A 16,018-nucleotide genomic window follows, 5' to 3' on the forward strand; every position below is an offset into this window, starting at 1 on the left:
CCTCGCGATCCTCCACGGCATGCGCCGGCGGAGGATCAGAAGTGGAAGTAGCGTAGCCATGGAAATCGAAGTTTCCGCCGAAGCCAAGGACAAGCGCCTCAACCGCCGAGTTGCGATCACCGTCGTGGTGCTCTCGGTCGCGACCGGCCTGTGCAACATCAAGGACGGCAACATCGTCCAGGCGATGGAACAGGCCCAGTCGCGTTCCGTCGATCTCTGGAACGAATATCAGGCGACCAAGACCAAGCAGCATTTGGCCGAAACCAGCCGCGCCCAGATCGCGGCGGTGGCGAGCGATCCCGCCAGGGTGGCGCCGATCCTGCAGCGGCTGGATGCGGATATCGCCCGATACAAGGTGGAAGCGCCCGGGCTCGCCGCGCAGGCAAAGGCGCAGGCGGCGCAGTATGACGCGCTCAACGTGCATGACGACCAGTTCGATGCGAGCGATGCGGCGATCGCCACGGCCATCTCGATTGCGGCGGTATCGGCGCTGGCGGAAAGCAGCTGGCTGCTCGTCGCTGCCTGGGTGTTCGGCGCCTTCGGGATGTTCATGGGCCTGTGCGGCTTCGCAGGATGGGCCTTCCACCCCGAGGTGCTGAGCACCCTGCTGGGATGACGTGCATGCGATCTCGATCCTCCCCTGCAAGGGGGGGTGTCGCGAAGCGACGGAGGGGTAACGACGCTGGGGCGGCGCTAGTCCGGTTCGGACGCGGATACCCCTCCGTCGGGCCTTCGGCCTGCCACCTCCCCCTGCAGGGGAGGATCGCGCCATCACAGCAGCGGCGTCGGCAGATCCTTCCCCGCGAAATGCGCGTCGAGATTGGCGACGACCAGCGCCGCCATCGCGGCGCGCGTCTCGACCGTGGCGCTGCCCTGGTGGGGGGCGAGCACCACCTGATCCAGCATGCGCAGTGCCTCAGGGACGTGCGGTTCCTCCGCGAACACGTCGAGTCCGGCGCCGGCGATCGTGCCGCGTTGCAGCGCCGCGATCAGCGCGACCTCGTCCACCAGGCTGCCGCGCGCGACGTTGACCAGTACGCCCTCGGTACCAAGCCGGGCGAGGACGTCCGCATTGACGATCCTGTCCGTCGCCGCGCCGCCCGGTGCGGCCAGGATCAGCACGTCGCTCGCTTCGGCCAGCGCCGCGATGTCGGGCAGATAGCGCCAGTCGACCGGCTTGCGGCTACGCGCGGTGTAGAGAAGTTCGCCTGCAAACGGCGCGGCGCGCTCGGCGATGGCCATGCCGATCTTGCCGAGCCCGAAAATGCCGACGCGACGTCCGCTCGCGCGCCGGCCCAGCGGCACCGCCCATCCGCCGCTCCGCACCGCCGCGTCGTTGGCGGCGATGCGGCGGAACACGGCCAGCATCAGGCCGATGGCGAGATCGGCGACATCCTCGGTCAGCACGTCCGGCGTGGTCGTCACCCGCACCCCGCGCGCGCGCAGGGCGTCCAGGTCGAGCCCGTCATAGCCGACCCCGTTGATCGCGACGATTTCCAGCGCGGGCAGCCGGCCGAGCATCGCCGCGTCCAGCCGCATCTGTCCCCCGCCGACGATCGCGCGCGCGGTCGTGGGCGGATCGCCCTCGTGCAGCGTGAAGCGGGCGGCCAGCGCGGCGCGGAGCGCGTCCGAGGCGGCGGTGGCGAGATAGAGATCGACCATAGCCGGCCAGATGCGCCTTCGTGCGCGGCTTTGCCAGTACCTCCCATCGACCGGCGCGGTTGCGGCGGCTACAGCGTGATTGCCCTGTCATGACCGAACCCGATCGCCTCCTCACCGCCGGTCGCCGTGCCGAAGACGTCGACGCCGCCCTGCGCCCAAAATCGCTCGACGATTTCGTCGGTCAGCAGGCGGCGCGCGAGAATCTCCGCGTGTTCATCGACGCCGCCAGGGCGCGCGGCGACGCGCTCGACCATGTGCTGTTCTTCGGGCCCCCCGGCCTCGGCAAGACGACGCTCGCTCAGATTATCGCGCGCGAGATGGGGGTGGGGTTCCGCTCGACCTCCGGCCCGGTGATCGTCAAGTCGGGCGATCTCGCCGCGCTGCTCACCAATCTCGAGGACGGCGACGTGCTGTTCATCGACGAGATCCACCGCCTCAATCCGGCGGTGGAAGAGGTGCTCTACCCGGCGATGGAGGATCGCGCGCTCGACCTGATGATCGGCGAGGGGCCGTCTGCGCGCAGCGTGCGGATCGAACTGCCGCGCTTCACGCTGGTCGGCGCGACCACCCGGCAAGGGCTGCTTACCACGCCGCTGCGGGACCGCTTCGGTATCCCGGTGCGGCTGCAATTCTACACGGTCGACGAGCTGGAGCGCGTGGTGACCCGCGCCGCCGGGCTGCTCGGCCTCGCCATCTCCTCGGACGGCGCGCGCGAAGTGGCGCGGCGGTCGCGCGGGACTCCGCGCATTGCCGGCCGGTTGCTCCGGCGGGTGCGAGACTTCGCCAATGTGTTCGGTGAGGCGGTGGTGCATGCCAAGGTCGCCGATGCTGCGCTCAACCGCTTGGAGGTGGACGGGCTGGGCCTAGATGCGATGGACCGGCGCTATCTGATGATGATCGCCGACGTCTATCGCGGCGGCCCGGTGGGGGTGGAGACGCTCGCCGCCGGCCTCAGCGAGCCGCGCGATACGGTGGAGGAAGTGATCGAGCCCTATCTGATCCAGCTTGGCCTGATCGCACGGACGGCGCGCGGGCGGTGCCTGAACGGCCCGGGCTGGAAGCATCTGGGGCTCAACCCGCCGGCCGGATCGCAGGACGGGCTGTTCGACTAGGCGCCGTGTTCGAAGCCCAGCCGGTCGGGCAGCGGGACCAGCGTGCCCGCGTCGTGCAGCGTGAGGCCTTCGCCGGCGCTGAAGGTCCCGACGCAGGTCGCCGCGAGCGGCAGCAGCAGCCCGGCGGGGGCCGCGAAGAGCAGCTCGTAATCGTCTCCGGCGGTGGCAGCTGCGAGCCGCGCGCCGCGATCGCGCCCCCGCACCGTCTGGAAGTCGGCGGAGAGCGGTACGGTAGCCAGATCGATGGCCACCGCCAGCCCGCTCGCCGCCGCCATCCGCGCGGCATCGATGAGCAGCCCGTCGGACACATCCATCATCGCGTGCACACCCGGCGCCAGCGCCTGCCCCTCGGCGAGGCGCGGAGTGGGGCGGCGGTAACGTGCGAGCAGCGACGCCGGGCCTTCGCCCGCCAGCGCCACCGCAAGCCCCATGCCGCCGTCGCCGATCGTACCGGTCACGTAAAGCAGGTCGCCGGACTGCGCACCGCTGCGGGCGGGGGCGTGGGCGGCGCGGCCCAGTGCCGTCAGGGAAAGGGTGCGCGGCATACCCGCCGGCGCCTTCACCGTGTCACCGCCGATCAGCGGGCAGGCGAACGTCGCGAGCGCTGCATCGAATCCCGCAAGGAACGCAGCATCCCAGGCGTCGTCGCCCGCCAGCGGATAGCCGAGCAGCACGCCTTCCGGCACCGCGCCCTTGGCCGCGAGGTCGGAGAGGTTCACCGCGAGCAGCTTCCACGCGACATCCTCCGCCGGATCGTCCGGCAGATAATGGACGCCTTCCACCAGCACGTCATGGGTGACGACGAGATCGCCGAGCACGGCGGTATCGTCGCGCAGCCCGCGCGCGCCGGGATGGAGCGGCAGGCGGCGAAGACCTTCGAGGAATGCGGCTTCGTTCATCCCGCCCGTCCGGGGGCAGGCGCGCGCATCAGGCGCGGGCTTCCTTGGCGATCGCGTCGAGGATGCCGTTGACGAACCCCTTTTCGCGGCGATCGTAGAAGGCGTCGGTCACGTCGAGATATTCGCTGATCACGGCGGCGGTGGGCACGTCCTTGCGGGCGAGCAGCTCATAGGTGCCGGCGCGGAGAATCTGGCGCATCGGCTTGTCGAGCCGCTCCAGCGTCCAGCCGGTGCTCAGCTTGGCGGCAACGATGCCGTCGATTTCCTCGCGGCGCGCATCGGTGCCGCTCACCACATCGTCGAAGAACGCGATGTCGGCATAGGCATATTCGACGTCCTCGATGATCGCGCCGAGGCGGTGCTGGTGGAACTCGTGCAGCAGCGCGGGGATCGAGGTGCCTTCCATCTCGCGCTGGTACAGCGCCTGGACGGCGGCGAGGCGGGCGGCGGCGCGCGCCTTGGAACGGGACTTAGCTTGCGGACTGGCCATATTCTACTTCTATCACTTTAAACGGATCGCGACCGACTTCGCGTGCGCGGGCAGGCCTTCGGCTTCTGCCAGCGCCACGGCAGCGGGGCCGATCGCGGCGAGCCCGGACGGATCCAGGCTCAGGAACGAGGTGCGCTTCATGAAATCGAGCACCGAAAGGCCCGATGCGAAGCGCGCGCGCCGCCCGGTGGGCAGCACATGGTTGGGGCCGGCGACATAGTCGCCGACGGCTTCCGGCGTATAGCGGCCGAGAAAGACGGAACCCGCGTGGCGGACCATGTCGAACAATGCCTCGGCATCGTCGCAGGCGAGTTCGAGATGTTCGGGCGCGAGGCGATCGACCAGCGGCATCGCCGTCGGCAGGTCCGGCACCAGGATGATGGCGCCATTGGCGTCCCAGCTGGTGCGCGCGGTGGCGCCGGTCGCCAGCGTCGCGATCTGCGCGTCGACCGCGGCGGCAACCTTGTCGGCGAAATCCGCGTCGTCGGTGAACAGGATCGACTGGCTGGTCGGATCATGCTCGGCCTGGCTGAGCAGGTCGGCGGCGATCCATTCGGGATCGTTCTTGCCGTCCGCCACCACGACGATCTCGGACGGGCCCGCGACCATGTCGATGCCGACCACGCCGTAGAGCTGGCGCTTGGCCTCCGCCACCCAGGCATTGCCCGGGCCGGTGACGACGTCGACCGGCGCGATCGTCTCGGTGCCATAGGCGAGGGCTGCCACCGCCTGCGCGCCGCCGACGCGGTACAGCTCGTCCACCCCAGCGACATGCGCCGCGGCGAGGACCAGCGGGTTCACGTCGCCATTGGGCGTCGGCGTGACCATCACGAGCCGGCGCACGCCCGCCGCCTTGGCGGGGATGGCGTTCATCAGCACCGAGCTGGGATAGGCCGCACGGCCGCCGGGGACATAGACGCCCGCCGCATCGACCGGCGTCCAGCGCGCGCCGAGGCGGATGCCCTGGGCGTCGGTCTCGTCGCGATCCTCGGGCCGCTGCTTCGAATGGTAGACCGCGATCCGTTCGGCGGCGAGCTCCAGCGCGTCGCGCAACGCGGGGCTCAGCCCCTCATAGGCAGCGAGGCAGTCGGCGCGGTCGATCGTCCAGCCCGAGCGGTCGAGATCGTGCTTGTCGAACAGGCGGGTGAGGTCGCGCAGCGCGACATCGCCTTCGTCGCGGACGCGCTTGATGATGTGGGTTACGTTGCGCGCGACATCGTCATCCGCCTCACGTCGGGCGTTGACCAGCGCGGTGAAAGCGTCGGCAAAGCCGGCATCGGTGGAGTTCAGGAGGATCATGCCACGGCCTTTCGGAAGCCGTCGACCAACGGCACGACTTCGCTCGCGCGCGTCTTGAACGCGGCGCGGTTGACGATCAGGCGGCTGGTCACCTCGGCGATCACTTCCACCTCGACCAGCCCGTTTTCCTTGAGCGTGCGGCCCGACGAGACGAGATCGACGATGCGCGGGGCGAGGCCCAGCACCGGCGCCAGCTCCATTGCGCCGTTGAGCTTCACGCACTCGGCCTGCACGCCGCGCGCCTCGAAATGGGCACGGGTGATGTGCGGATACTTCGTCGCGACGCGGACATGGCTCCAGCCGCGCGGATCATCCTGCTCGGCCAGCGCCACCGGCTCGGCCACCGAGATGCGGCAATGGCCGATCCCCAGGTCTACCGGCGCGTAGAGCTCCGAATAGTCGAACTCGGCCAGCACATCGGAGCCGACGATACCCAGATGCGCGGCGCCATGCGCGACGAAAGTCGCCACGTCGAACGCGCGCACCCGGATCAGGTCGATCGCGGGGGTGTTGGTCGCGAAACGCAGCGCGCGCGAGTTCTTGTCGGAAAAGGCCGCTTCGGGCACGATGCCGACAGCCGCCAGCAATGGCAGCGCCTCTTCGAGAATCCGGCCTTTCGGCACGGCAAGGATCAACGGCTCGGTCATGGGTGCGGGGGCTTTACTTGGGGGCGGCCATGGGCGCAACACGCGCCAAAGGGGAAGCGCATGGCGTCCGAAGCCGAGAACCGCAAGAGTTTTGCCATCCAGGCCGGCTATTGTGCCGCGATGGATGCGCCGATCACCGCGCGCATCTGTACCGCACTGGGGCAGGGGATCACCCGGGGCAGCGAAACCGGCCGCCGCGTGCTCGACTGGCCGGGCGAGCCGGTGGCGGATGCGCTGGTGCTGCGGCTGGTCGGCGGACTGCACGCCCTGCACCGGCGCGGCGTGCCCGAACTGCGAAGGATCTTCACGGGGGAGGAGATCAACCTGGGCCGCATCGGCACGGCGCTGGACGCGGTGCTGAGCGCGCACGACTTCACGCTGATGCCGTGGCTCTATGGCCCGCCACAAACCAACGAGGCGGGCCGCTCGGCGGGGCTGATGACCGGCATTCTCCACCTGGCGCAGCGCTATAGGCCCCGGTTCGAGGTGCTGGAGATCGGTTCCAGCGGCGGGCTGAACCTGATGCTCGGCCGCTACCGCTTCGATCTCGGCGGCGTGGCGGTGGGGCCGGCCGACTCGCACGTGACGATCCGGCCGGAATGGCGCGGCGGCCCGCCGCCCGCGGCTAAGGTCGAGATCGTCTCGGCACGCGGCGTCGATATCGCGCCGCTGGACCTGCGCGATTCCCGCGATGCCGAGCGGCTGGAGGCCTATTGCTGGGTCGATGCCGTGGAGCGGCAGGCGCGATTGCAGGCGACGATCGCCATGCTTTGCGCGGATCCAGTGGCGCTGGAGCGCGGAGACGCCGCGGCGTGGCTGGAGGCACGACTCGCCGAGCCTCAGCCCGAGGGGGTTGTCCGCGTGCTGATGCACTCGGTCGTCTGGCAATATTTGCGGCCCGAGGCGCAGCAGCGCATTGCCGAGGCGATGGAGTCCGCCGGCGCGGCGGCCACGGCCGATCGCCCGCTGGGCTGGGTGATGATGGAGCCCAATCGCGATCTCGCCGCGCACGAGGTGCGGGTGCGCGGCTGGCCTGGCGACACGCCGATGGAACTGGTCGCGCGCACCCATGCGCACGGGGGCTGGGTGGAAGGGCTTGCGCCGCCCTTCGACACGAATCCCTATGTGATGCGGCGTTACTGAGCGCCGCGCCGTTCCAGCCAGTCGAGCAGCGCGGCCGTCACCTCCTCCGGCGCTTCCCAGGGCAGGAAATGTCCCGCCTCGCGGATCTGCACCAGCGTGTAGTCCGGGATCAGCGTCTCCAGCCCGTCGAGCAGGCACGGCAGCAGGCCGCGATCGCGCATCCCCCACAGCACCAGCGTCGGCTGCGGCTGGAGCGGGAAGGGGCCGTCGATCCAGCCCGGGCGCGGCGGCTCCTCGCCCATTGCGGGCACCACGATCTGCGTGGCGCGGTACCAGTTGAGCATGGCAGTGAGCGCGCCGGGCTGGCTCCATTGCCGCAGGTAGATCGCCTTTTCCTCCGGAGGCACGGTCACCTGCAGATGCTCGCCGAACAGCGACAGCAGGAATTGCTCGAGCGCGGTCCTGTCCGGCGCACGATCGAGATCGGTCTCGCGGAAGAAGCGGATATACTGGCTGGCGCGGCGCTGGCCGGGATCGTCGAACAGCTTGCGCTGGAAGACCTGGGGGTGCGGCGCGTTGAGGATGACCAGCCGCGCGACGCGCCTTGGCTCGCGCAGTGCCGCCATCCAGGCGATCGCGCCGCCCCAATCATGGCCCGCCAGGGTGAAGCGCTCGATGTCCAGCGCATCGGCCAGCGCGAACAGGTCCGCGGCGATGCGATCCGCCGCATAGGCCTCCACGCCCTGGGGCTTGGCCGAGTCGGCATAGCCGCGCTGGTCCGGCGCGATGACGAAATAGCGTTCCGCGAGCGCCGGGATCTGGTGGCGCCAGGTCCGGTGCGATTCGGGAAAGCCGTGCAGCAGAACCACCGGCGGGTTGGCCGGGTTGCCCGCCAGCGCCACATTGAGTGTTACGCCGGTGGAGAGTGGCAGCGACGTCTGTCGGATATCGGTCACGCAGTGCTCCCTGTACCCCGTGGCCGCGTCCTCTCCACGCTGCCCGGGACTTGCCCCGCCGGCACGATGCGACGGTTCAGTCCGGGCTGCAAGCGCAGGAAAACTAGGGGTAACTCACCGTCTTAGGAACTTCGGGGATCGGGATGAATTCCTTGTCGTCGTTCGGCACCTTGGGGAAGGCGCCCGCCTTCCAGTCCTCCTTGGCCTGGTTGATGCGCTCGCGGCTGGACGAGACGAAGTTCCACCAGACATGGCGAGGGGTAGAGAAGGCTTCGCCGCCGCAGAACATCACCCGGGCACCGCGTTCGGAGCGCAGCGTCGCCCGGATGCCGGGGCGCAGGATGTAGAGCGTCATCGGCACCAGCGGCATCCCGTCGAGGCTCGCGTCGCCGGCCGCGACATAGAGCGCGCGTTCGTCGGCGGCGGGGTCGATGGGGATGCTCGCGCCGCTATCGAGCGCGATGTCGCCATAGATGGTCTGGGCATAGGTGGTGGTGGGCGCGGCAGCGCCCCACAGCTCGCCCATGATCACGCGCGCGCGGGCGCCGTGCGCTTCGACGATCGGCAGCTTGTCCGCGGCGACATGCTCGAAGGCGGGGTCCATCTCCTCCAGCGCTTCCGGGAGCGCTAGCCAGGTCTGGATGCCGCTCAGTTCGGGGCCCTTCTCCCGTTCGGCCGAGGGCGAGCGTTCGGAATGCACGATGCCGTGGCCGGCGGTCATCAGGTTCACCGCGCCGGGCTCGATCGTGGCGAAGGTACCAAGCGAATCGCGGTGGTCGATCGCGCCGGCAAACAGATAGGTGACGGTGGCAAGATTGATGTGCGGGTGCGGCCGCACATCGATGCCGGTGCCGACATCGAGGATCGCCGGCCCCATCTGATCGAAAAAGATGAACGGGCCCACCATCGTCCGCGGGCGGGAGGGCAGGGTGCGATGCACCTTGAAGCCGCCAAGATCGTGCGTGGTCGGCTCGATCGTCTGGGTTACCAGGTCGTCGCGCATCGTGGGTCTCCGTGATTGCTCGCCCCGGAATAGCGGCTAGCGCTGGATGCGCCCAGCCAAACCAGGGCATAGGATCGCGAACGCTGTGTTTCCGCACGCCCCGCTACATCCTGTTACATTTCCAACGTTGTAATTGCGAATCGTTCGCGTTATCCGGGCGCCTCCTTCCGCAGCGAGATCGTTCGACCCTGATGCACGCCCCGTCCCCGCCTGCCGCGCGCAAGCGCAGCCGCAAGAGCTTCTGGCTCAAGCAGCTTCATACCTGGCACTGGATGAGTTCGGCGATCAGCCTGATCGGTCTGCTGCTGTTCGCGGTCACCGGCTTCACGCTCAATCACGCCGCCGACATCGAAGGATCGGCCCGCACGGTGGATCGTGCCGCGCAGCTGCCGCCCGCGCTGCTGCCGCTGGTCAGGCCCGACGACAAGCCCGATGCCAAGCAGCCGCTGCCCGCACCGGTCGCGGGCTGGCTGCGCTCCAACCTCGACCTTTCGGCCGATGGCGTGGCCGAATGGTCCGCCGACGAGATCTACCTCGCCCAGCCGCGCCCGGGCGGCGATGGCTGGATCGCGATCGAGCGTGGAACCGGAAAGGTGACCAGCGAAGTCAGTTCGCGCGGCTGGATCGCCTATCTCAACGACCTCCACAAGGGCCGCAACGCCGGCACGGCGTGGAAGTGGTTCATCGACATTTTCGCCTTTGCGTGCCTTGTCTTCACGCTCACCGGGCTGGTGCTGCTGTGGATGCATTCCAAGCATCGCAAGAGCACCTGGCCGCTCGTGGCGGCCGGCCTCGCCATTCCTGCGCTGATCGCGCTGTTCCTCATCCACTAAGGGGGGTTTCATGCAGTTTCGCCTATCCGGACTGACCACCGCCGCGCTCGGCGCCGGCGCGCTGCTGCCGAATGCGGCCGCAGCCCAGACCATGGACCTGTCGATCGAGCTGCCGCGCATGAGCGTGGCCGAATATCACAAGCCCTATGTCGCGATATGGCTGGAGAAGGAGGGGCAGACGCCCCGCACGCTGTCGGTCTGGTATGATGTCGACAAGCGCGGCGGCGAGGGCACCAAGTGGCTGCACGATCTGCGCCAGTGGTGGCGCGCCTCGGGCCGCACGATGAGTTTCCCGGCGGACGGCGTGAGCGGCGCGACCCGCGCGCCCGGCGTGCAGAAGCTGCGTCTCGTCGCCGGCAAGGGCGGCATGCCCGCGTTGACGCCGGGCCAGTACACGCTGGTGGTGGAAGCCGCCCGCGAAGTCGGCGGCCGCGAACTGGTGCGCCTGCCGTTCAGCTGGAACGGCAGCACCGCTACCGCCGCCGCCAAGGGCGCGAGCGAGCTCGGCGCCGTATCGTTCACGCTCAAGCGCTAATCGGGGGAAGATCCATCATGCAGTTCCGCAAGCCGCTTTTCGCCGTTGCCGCCGTCGCGGCGCTCGCCGCACCCGCCGCGATCGCCCACCGCATGTGGCTGTTGCCGTCCTCCACCGTCGTCTCGGGCACCGATAACTGGGTGACCGTGGACGCGGCCGTGTCGAACGAGCTGTTCTATTTCGATCATCGCCCGCTCGGCGTGATCCCCGCCATCACCCAGCCCGACGGGACCGAGGGCAAGGCCGAGCACCACAATGTCGGCCAGTTCCGCGCGACCTTCGACGTGCATCTGACCCAGCAGGGCACCTATCGCATCGCCGTGGTGAACCAGGGCGTGTTCGGCCGCTACACGCTGAACGGCGAGACTAAGATGATCCCGCGCGGCACCACCAAGGCCCAGCTGGCGAGCGTCATCCCCGCCGGCGCGACCGACGTGCAGACCAGCGAGACGCTGGCCCGCAACGAGATCTTCGTGACGCAGGGCGCACCGACCAACACGGTGTTCAAGCCGACCGGCCAGGGCATCGAACTGGTGCCGGTGACGCACCCCAACGATCTCGTCTCGAATGAGCCGGCCACCTTCCAGTTCCTGATGGACGGCAAGCCGGCGGCGGGGCTGTATGTGACCACGATCCTCGGCAACGGCCGCTATCGCGCCGCGCAGAAGCAGATCGACCTGCGCACCGACGCGGCCGGCAAGGTGACGATCAAGTGGCCGGACGCGGGCATGTACTGGATCAACGTCACGCCCACTGCGCCGCAGCCGGAAGGCGAGGGGCCGCGGCCCCAGATGCAGGGCGGCGAAGGCCGTCCCGGCGCGGGTGGCCCGCAGGGCATGGTGGGCGTTCCCTCCGGCCGCCGGGTCAGCTACACGACCACGCTGGAGGTACTGGCACCCTGATCGTAGAACCGCGCATCGCCATTCCTGAAAGCCTGTCGCCGGCGGCGTTCCACCGGCGGCGGTCTGCCGCACCCGTGGCAACGCTTGGCGGCCCGACCATGGGCACCAGCTGGCGTCTCGTCGTCGTCGATCCGCCGGAGGACATCCGCGAGACGGTGGAGGCAGTGCTGGCGCGCATGGTGGCCGAGTTCAGCCACTGGGAGCAAGGATCGCGCATCGGTCGCCTGAACCGCGGCATGCTGGGCCACTGGCACCCGCTATCCCCGGAGACGGTGCGCGTGCTCGTTGCCGCATTCGAGGTGCACCAGGCGAGCGGCGGGGCGTTCGATCCGGCTGCAGGCGTGCTGGCCGATCTGTGGGGCTTCGGTCCCGCCGGTCCGCGCAGCGATCTGCCCGGCGCCTATGCGATCGGCGAAGCGCGCAACATGTCGGGCGTGCGGCACCTGGAGTTCGATCGCGACGGCCGCCGCATCCGCCGGCGGGAAGCGGTGCAGGTCGATCTGTCGGGGATCGCCAAGGGCTATGCCGTCGATGCGGTGGCCGAGCGGCTGGTGTCGCTGGGCATCGACGACTTCCTGATCGAGATCGGCGGCGAGTTGCGCGGCGAGGGGATCAAGCCCGATGGCCAGCCCTGGTGGGTGGAGCTGGAACAGGTGCCCGGCACCAGCCTCGCGCCGCTGCGCGTGGCGCTGCACGGCCTGTCGGTGGCGACGTCGGGCGATTACCGCCGTTTCTTCGAGCGCGATGGCCGCCGCTATGCCCATAGCATCGATCCGCGGACCGGCTGGCCGATCGACAATCAGGTCGTCTCGGTGTCGGTGCTGCACCGCGAGGCGATGCTGGCCGACGCCTGGGCGACCGCGCTCACCGTGCTCGGCCCCGCCGGCATGGTGCTGGCCGAGCAGCAGGGGCTCGCCGCGCACATGGTGACACGCGGCGAGGACGGCGTGGCCGAGCGGATCTCGCCCGTGCTGCAGGCGATGCTGGGCTGATCCCCACGGGATCTAAAATCCGCAGATCGCCTTCCGGTTTCGCTTGCGCAGCGCAACAAAAGGCGTAGATTCGTCGGCACATTCGGTGCTGCACAAGGAGCAGGGATCAACGACGTTTTGGCTTGAGCTGTAGGATTGTGGGCGTGCCGGTCTTGCCGGCGTCTGTTCCGCGATTTGGCTGTTGCTGTGTCGTCCTGCCTGCGCAACCGAAGCTCTTCGGCCGCGCATCCCGCCCGACCTCCACCTGACCATCGACCATCGGTCCGATCAGTTCGGCCGCGCGGTTCCACGCGTGGGCGGCATTGCGGTCGCCCCTGCGCGAATGTGGCGCGGGAGGACGCTTCTCCTCCATCTTCATGGACTGAGAACATGGCATATCAACCGGGGAATTTCGGTGGTGGCTTCGGGGTGTTTCGGATGCTGGGGCGCAGCTGGCTGTGGATCTCCGTCGCGGTGGCGGCGGGCATCTTCTTCCTGAGCAGCTTCGCGCGGGTCGAGCCGGGGCAGGTGGGCATCCGGGTGAACAACATCGCCGGCGGCGTGCGGCCGCAATCGCTGCCGGTCGGCTGGTACATCGCGCTGCCCGGCACGCATATCTACCAGTATCCGGTGTTTACCCGCACCTACACCTGGACCGCCTCGCAGACCGAGCAGAGCCCGATCGACGAGGCTTTCACCTTCCAGGACAAGAATGGCCTGTCGCTGAAGGCAGACGTGGGCGTTTCCTATCATGTCGATCCGGCGCGCGCGTCGATCCTGTTCCAGCGCTACCGCACGGACATGGACGAGATCATCGCGGGGCCCTTGCGCAACGCGATCCGCAACGCGATCGTCGAGCGGGCGGCGCAGCTCGGCGTGGAGGAGATCTACGGCACCCACAAGGCCGAGCTGATCGCGACGGCGACCCGGCGGGTGCAGGCCTTTTTTGCGCCGGTGGGCTTGCAGGTTGAGCAGATCTACTGGGCCGGCAACATCGTGGTGCCCGAGGCGGTGCTCAACCAGATCAACGCCAAGATCGCCAACGAGCAGCAGGCGCTTGCCGCCAAGGCCAATGTCGAGACCGCCAAGGCCGATGCCGAGGCGCGCATCGCCAAGGCCGAGGGCGACGCCAAGGCGATCCAGGTGGAGGCCGAGGCAATCCGCACCAACCCGGAGATCGTGAAGCTGCGCGCGGTGGAGAAATGGAACGGCCAGCTGCCCACCTATATGGGGGGCGAGGGGCCGACCACCTTCCTTGGCGTAAAGTAACCGAAAGGGCGCCGGCCGTGATGCCGGCGCCCTTTTCGCTTTCACCTTATCCGTGCGCCCTTCGTCATCCCCGCGAAGGCGGGGATCCATTGGGGTCGCGGTTTCGGTTCTTGCCGCGCCGTCCTGGCAAATGGATTCCCGCCTTCGCGGGAACACGGTGGTGCGGGTGGGCAGGGCGGTGGTAGGCAAACCTGCCCCCTCGGCCACTCCCCCGCGCCTTCCTTGACTTCTGCCCCGTGCGGCGCATGTGGGAGGGATGGCGCAGGACAATCCTCTCGACCGGCTTCGCGACGTGCTCGCGGGTACTTCGCGCGCGCTTTCGGGCGCTGCCGAGCTCGAATTCGGCTTCACCGCCGATGCGCCGTTCCAGAGCGGCAAGACGGTGAAGGTCCCCGCGCCCTCGCGCACGCTGCCGCCCGAACAGGTGGCCGAGGCACGGGGCTTCGCCGACAGCTTCGCGCTGCGCATGCGCCACCATGATGCGACGCTGCACGGCCGCACCTCGCCGCGCGAGCCGGTGGCGCGCGCCGTCTATGACGCGATCGAGACCGCGCGCGTCGAAGCGCTCGGCTCGCGTGGCTATGCGGGCATTGCCGACAATCTCGAAAGCGCCTTGTCGATGCGTCTCCGCTCGGACCCGATCGGCCGCGCGCGCACGCGCGACGAGGTGCCGCTCTCGACCGCGCTTGGCCTGATGGTCCGCGAGCGGCTGACGGGTCGCGAGTCGCCGTCCAGCGCCGCGCTCGGGCTCGCGCTGGTCCGCGACTGGATCGAGGAGAAGGCGGGATCGGATCTCGACGCGCTGGCCACCGCGATCGACGACCAGAACGCCTTTGCCGCGCTCGCCGCCAAGCTGCTCCAGGATCTCGAGCTGACCGAAGGCGAGATGGTCCCCGACGAAGCCGATGAAGGCGGCGGCGAGGACGAGGGCCAGGAGGAGCAGCAGGAAGAAGGCGAGGAGGAAGGCGAGTCCCAGCAGCAGCAGGGCGAGGGCCAGACCGAGGCGCGCGGCGAGCAGCGCGAGTCCGAGCAGGGCGAGGATGGCGACCAGGAGCAGCAGTCCGACGCCGAGGATGATGGCGACGGCGAGCCTGGCGATGACGGCGACGAAGGCGTGATGCCCGTGCGTCCCAACCGCCCGTGGAGCGATCTGCCGCCGAGTTTCGAGTACCGCGCCTACACCACCCAGTTCGACGAGGTCGTCGCCGCCACCGACCTGTGCGACACCGACGAACTGGAGCGGTTGCGCTCCTATCTCGATCAGCAGCTCGTGCATCTGCAGGGTGCTGTGACGAAGCTCGCCAACCGCTTGCAACGGCGCCTCATGGCGCAGCAGAGCCGCAGCTGGGACTTCGACCAGGACGAGGGTCTGCTCGACGCCGCGCGGCTGGCGCGCGTTGTGGTGAACCCTATGCAGTCGCTCAGCTACAAGATCGAGCGCGACACCGAGTTCAAGGATACCGTGGTCACGCTGCTGATCGACAATTCCGGATCGATGCGCGGGCGGCCGATCTCGATCGCGGCAATCAGCGCCGACATCCTTGCCCGCACGCTGGAGCGCGTCGGCGTGAAGACCGAGGTGCTCGGCTTCACCACCCGCGCGTGGAAGGGCGGCCAGTCGCGCGAGAAGTGGCTCGGGGAGGGGCGGATCGCGCAGCCGGGCCGGCTGAACGATCTGCGCCACATCATCTACAAGCAGGCCGACGAGCCGTGGCGCCGCGCCAAGAAGTCGCTCGGGCTGATGATGCGCGAGGGGCTGCTCAAGGAGAATATCGACGGCGAGGCGCTGCTCTGGGCGCATTCGCGGCTGATCGCGCGGCCCGAGGATCGCAAGATCCTGATGGTGATCTCGGACGGCGCGCCGGTGGACGACTCGACGCTGTCGGTCAATTCCGGCTCGTATCTGGAGCGGCATCTGCGCCAGGTGATCGCCTGGATCGAGGCGCGCTCGCCGGTGGAGCTGGCGGCGATCGGCATCGGCCATGACGTCACCCGCTATTACAGCCGCGCCGTGACGATCATGGATGCCGAGCAGCTCGCCGGCACGATGGTCGAGCAGCTGGCGGCGCTGTTCGACACCGAGTGACGCTGCGATGGCGCTGGAGATCGTGCCGCCGTCCGGGGGCTTTCACGGGCCGGTAAAGCGCTCGATCACGATCGCCGGGCATCCTACCTCGATCAGCCTGGAGCCGATCTTCTGGGCGGCGCTGGAAGCGGCGGCGGGGGATGCCGCGTTGCCGCTCAGCGCGCTGGTTGCGGCAATCGACCATGCCCGGATCAGCGCCGACGACCCGCCGAACCTGGCAAGCGCGATCCGCACCTGGCTGATGGCGGGTGCGGCCCGCAGCGCGCGCTAG

Annotated in this window: 18 protein-coding genes; 10 read left to right on the forward strand and 8 right to left on the reverse strand. The window is 69.0% G+C overall.

Annotated features, from left to right (window positions below; all coding sequences use genetic code 11):
- The first annotated feature begins 58 nt into the window (after positions 1-58).
- Positions 59-616: a DUF4337 domain-containing protein gene (locus OIM94_RS16195; RefSeq protein ID WP_264607711.1), complete on the forward strand. Its 558-nt coding sequence runs from the start codon at positions 59-61 to the stop codon at positions 614-616.
- A 155-nt stretch (positions 617-771) separates the two neighbouring features.
- On the opposite strand, the gene OIM94_RS16200 is transcribed toward OIM94_RS16195, so the two are convergent.
- Entirely contained in the window at positions 772-1,662 is an 891-nt protein-coding gene (locus tag OIM94_RS16200; protein WP_264607712.1) for a 2-hydroxyacid dehydrogenase, read from the reverse strand.
- Positions 1,663-1,751: 89 nt separating this feature from the next.
- On the opposite strand from OIM94_RS16200, the gene ruvB reads away from it, so the two are divergent.
- Complete coding sequence (gene ruvB / locus OIM94_RS16205; RefSeq protein WP_264607713.1) at positions 1,752-2,774, forward strand: Holliday junction branch migration DNA helicase RuvB; 1,023 nt, start codon at positions 1,752-1,754, stop codon at positions 2,772-2,774.
- Here ruvB and thiL read toward each other — a convergent pair.
- Genes thiL through hisG form a run of 4 tightly spaced genes read right to left on the reverse strand, consistent with a single transcriptional unit; the run spans position 2,771 to position 6,109 of the window.
- A complete protein-coding gene (gene thiL, locus OIM94_RS16210) occupies positions 2,771-3,673 on the reverse strand; it encodes a thiamine-phosphate kinase (RefSeq protein ID WP_264607714.1) in 903 nt (300 codons plus the stop codon). The two genes, ruvB and thiL, sit on opposite strands and share 4 nt — an antisense overlap.
- 28 nt (positions 3,674-3,701) lie before the next feature.
- Positions 3,702-4,163 carry a transcription antitermination factor NusB gene (gene nusB, locus OIM94_RS16215; RefSeq protein ID WP_264607715.1) on the reverse strand — a complete coding sequence of 154 codons (462 nt, stop codon included), beginning with the start codon at positions 4,161-4,163 and terminating at the stop codon, positions 3,702-3,704.
- 12 nt (positions 4,164-4,175) lie between these two features.
- The gene (gene hisD / locus OIM94_RS16220) at positions 4,176-5,462 is read right to left on the reverse strand and encodes a histidinol dehydrogenase (protein WP_264607716.1); all 1,287 of its coding nucleotides are present in this window, start codon (positions 5,460-5,462) and stop codon (positions 4,176-4,178) included.
- Positions 5,459-6,109 carry an ATP phosphoribosyltransferase gene (hisG, locus tag OIM94_RS16225; protein ID WP_264607717.1) on the reverse strand — a complete coding sequence of 217 codons (651 nt, stop codon included), beginning with the start codon at positions 6,107-6,109 and terminating at the stop codon, positions 5,459-5,461. The genes hisD and hisG overlap by 4 nt, the downstream gene beginning before the upstream one ends.
- Before the next feature lie 60 nt (positions 6,110-6,169).
- Here hisG and OIM94_RS16230 point away from each other — a divergent pair, with 60 nt between their 5' ends.
- Complete coding sequence (locus OIM94_RS16230; protein ID WP_264607718.1) at positions 6,170-7,252, forward strand: DUF2332 domain-containing protein; 1,083 nt, start codon at positions 6,170-6,172, stop codon at positions 7,250-7,252.
- Here the strand turns inward: OIM94_RS16230 and OIM94_RS16235 are convergent.
- The gene (locus tag OIM94_RS16235; RefSeq protein WP_264607719.1) at positions 7,246-8,148 is read right to left on the reverse strand and encodes an alpha/beta fold hydrolase; all 903 of its coding nucleotides are present in this window, start codon (positions 8,146-8,148) and stop codon (positions 7,246-7,248) included. The genes OIM94_RS16230 and OIM94_RS16235 overlap by 7 nt on opposite strands.
- A 103-nt stretch (positions 8,149-8,251) precedes the next feature.
- Positions 8,252-9,151 carry a pirin family protein gene (locus tag OIM94_RS16240; protein ID WP_264607720.1) on the reverse strand — a complete coding sequence of 300 codons (900 nt, stop codon included), beginning with the start codon at positions 9,149-9,151 and terminating at the stop codon, positions 8,252-8,254.
- Positions 9,152-9,342: 191 nt separating this feature from the next.
- Between OIM94_RS16240 and OIM94_RS16245 the strand changes: the two genes are divergently transcribed.
- The 4 genes from OIM94_RS16245 to OIM94_RS16260 all read left to right on the forward strand — a co-directional run bounded on the left by OIM94_RS16245 (position 9,343) and on the right by OIM94_RS16260 (position 12,413).
- On the forward strand, positions 9,343-9,984 hold the full coding sequence (locus OIM94_RS16245) for a PepSY-associated TM helix domain-containing protein (RefSeq protein ID WP_264607721.1): 642 nt from the start codon (positions 9,343-9,345) through the stop codon (positions 9,982-9,984).
- 10 nt (positions 9,985-9,994) lie between these two features.
- Complete coding sequence (locus OIM94_RS16250) at positions 9,995-10,519, forward strand: DUF2271 domain-containing protein (RefSeq protein WP_264607722.1); 525 nt, start codon at positions 9,995-9,997, stop codon at positions 10,517-10,519.
- A gap of 17 nt (positions 10,520-10,536) precedes the next feature.
- Positions 10,537-11,421, forward strand: a complete 885-nt coding sequence (locus OIM94_RS16255; protein WP_264607723.1) for a DUF4198 domain-containing protein — start codon at positions 10,537-10,539, stop codon at positions 11,419-11,421.
- A 98-nt stretch (positions 11,422-11,519) separates the two neighbouring features.
- Positions 11,520-12,413, forward strand: coding sequence for an FAD:protein FMN transferase (locus tag OIM94_RS16260; RefSeq protein WP_264609935.1), 894 nt, complete (start codon positions 11,520-11,522; stop codon positions 12,411-12,413).
- A gap of 106 nt (positions 12,414-12,519) precedes the next feature.
- Here OIM94_RS16260 and OIM94_RS16265 read toward each other — a convergent pair whose 3' ends face one another.
- Positions 12,520-12,771, reverse strand: coding sequence for a hypothetical protein (locus OIM94_RS16265; protein WP_264607724.1), 252 nt, complete (start codon positions 12,769-12,771; stop codon positions 12,520-12,522).
- An 11-nt stretch (positions 12,772-12,782) separates the two neighbouring features.
- On the opposite strand from OIM94_RS16265, the gene OIM94_RS16270 reads away from it, so the two are divergent.
- The 3 genes from OIM94_RS16270 to OIM94_RS16280 all read left to right on the forward strand — a co-directional run bounded on the left by OIM94_RS16270 (position 12,783) and on the right by OIM94_RS16280 (position 16,018).
- Positions 12,783-13,661, forward strand: coding sequence for a prohibitin family protein (locus OIM94_RS16270; RefSeq protein ID WP_264607725.1), 879 nt, complete (start codon positions 12,783-12,785; stop codon positions 13,659-13,661).
- A gap of 256 nt (positions 13,662-13,917) precedes the next feature.
- Positions 13,918-15,747, forward strand: coding sequence for a cobaltochelatase subunit CobT (cobT, locus tag OIM94_RS16275; protein WP_264607726.1), 1,830 nt, complete (start codon positions 13,918-13,920; stop codon positions 15,745-15,747).
- Positions 15,748-15,754: 7 nt separating this feature from the next.
- Positions 15,755-16,018 carry a ribbon-helix-helix domain-containing protein gene (locus OIM94_RS16280; protein WP_264607727.1) on the forward strand — a complete coding sequence of 88 codons (264 nt, stop codon included), beginning with the start codon at positions 15,755-15,757 and terminating at the stop codon, positions 16,016-16,018.

The sequence above is a fragment of the Sphingomonas sp. R1 genome (assembly GCF_025960285.1).
Classification (GTDB): domain Bacteria; phylum Pseudomonadota; class Alphaproteobacteria; order Sphingomonadales; family Sphingomonadaceae; genus Sphingomonas.

Coding starts and splice junctions, on each gene's coding strand:
- OIM94_RS16195 (WP_264607711.1), top strand. CDS start 59: ATGGAAATCGAAGTTTCCGCCGAAGCCAAGGACAAGCGCCTCAACCGC.
- OIM94_RS16200 (WP_264607712.1), bottom strand. CDS start 1,662: ATGGTCGATCTCTATCTCGCCACCGCCGCCTCGGACGCGCTCCGCGCC.
- ruvB (WP_264607713.1), top strand. CDS start 1,752: ATGACCGAACCCGATCGCCTCCTCACCGCCGGTCGCCGTGCCGAAGAC.
- thiL (WP_264607714.1), bottom strand. CDS start 3,673: ATGAACGAAGCCGCATTCCTCGAAGGTCTTCGCCGCCTGCCGCTCCAT.
- nusB (WP_264607715.1), bottom strand. CDS start 4,163: ATGGCCAGTCCGCAAGCTAAGTCCCGTTCCAAGGCGCGCGCCGCCGCC.
- hisD (WP_264607716.1), bottom strand. CDS start 5,462: ATGATCCTCCTGAACTCCACCGATGCCGGCTTTGCCGACGCTTTCACC.
- hisG (WP_264607717.1), bottom strand. CDS start 6,109: ATGACCGAGCCGTTGATCCTTGCCGTGCCGAAAGGCCGGATTCTCGAA.
- OIM94_RS16230 (WP_264607718.1), top strand. CDS start 6,170: ATGGCGTCCGAAGCCGAGAACCGCAAGAGTTTTGCCATCCAGGCCGGC.
- OIM94_RS16240 (WP_264607720.1), bottom strand. CDS start 9,151: ATGCGCGACGACCTGGTAACCCAGACGATCGAGCCGACCACGCACGAT.
- OIM94_RS16245 (WP_264607721.1), top strand. CDS start 9,343: ATGCACGCCCCGTCCCCGCCTGCCGCGCGCAAGCGCAGCCGCAAGAGC.
- OIM94_RS16250 (WP_264607722.1), top strand. CDS start 9,995: ATGCAGTTTCGCCTATCCGGACTGACCACCGCCGCGCTCGGCGCCGGC.
- OIM94_RS16255 (WP_264607723.1), top strand. CDS start 10,537: ATGCAGTTCCGCAAGCCGCTTTTCGCCGTTGCCGCCGTCGCGGCGCTC.
- OIM94_RS16260 (WP_264609935.1), top strand. CDS start 11,520: ATGGGCACCAGCTGGCGTCTCGTCGTCGTCGATCCGCCGGAGGACATC.
- OIM94_RS16265 (WP_264607724.1), bottom strand. CDS start 12,771: ATGAAGATGGAGGAGAAGCGTCCTCCCGCGCCACATTCGCGCAGGGGC.
- OIM94_RS16270 (WP_264607725.1), top strand. CDS start 12,783: ATGGCATATCAACCGGGGAATTTCGGTGGTGGCTTCGGGGTGTTTCGG.
- cobT (WP_264607726.1), top strand. CDS start 13,918: ATGGCGCAGGACAATCCTCTCGACCGGCTTCGCGACGTGCTCGCGGGT.
- OIM94_RS16280 (WP_264607727.1), top strand. CDS start 15,755: ATGGCGCTGGAGATCGTGCCGCCGTCCGGGGGCTTTCACGGGCCGGTA.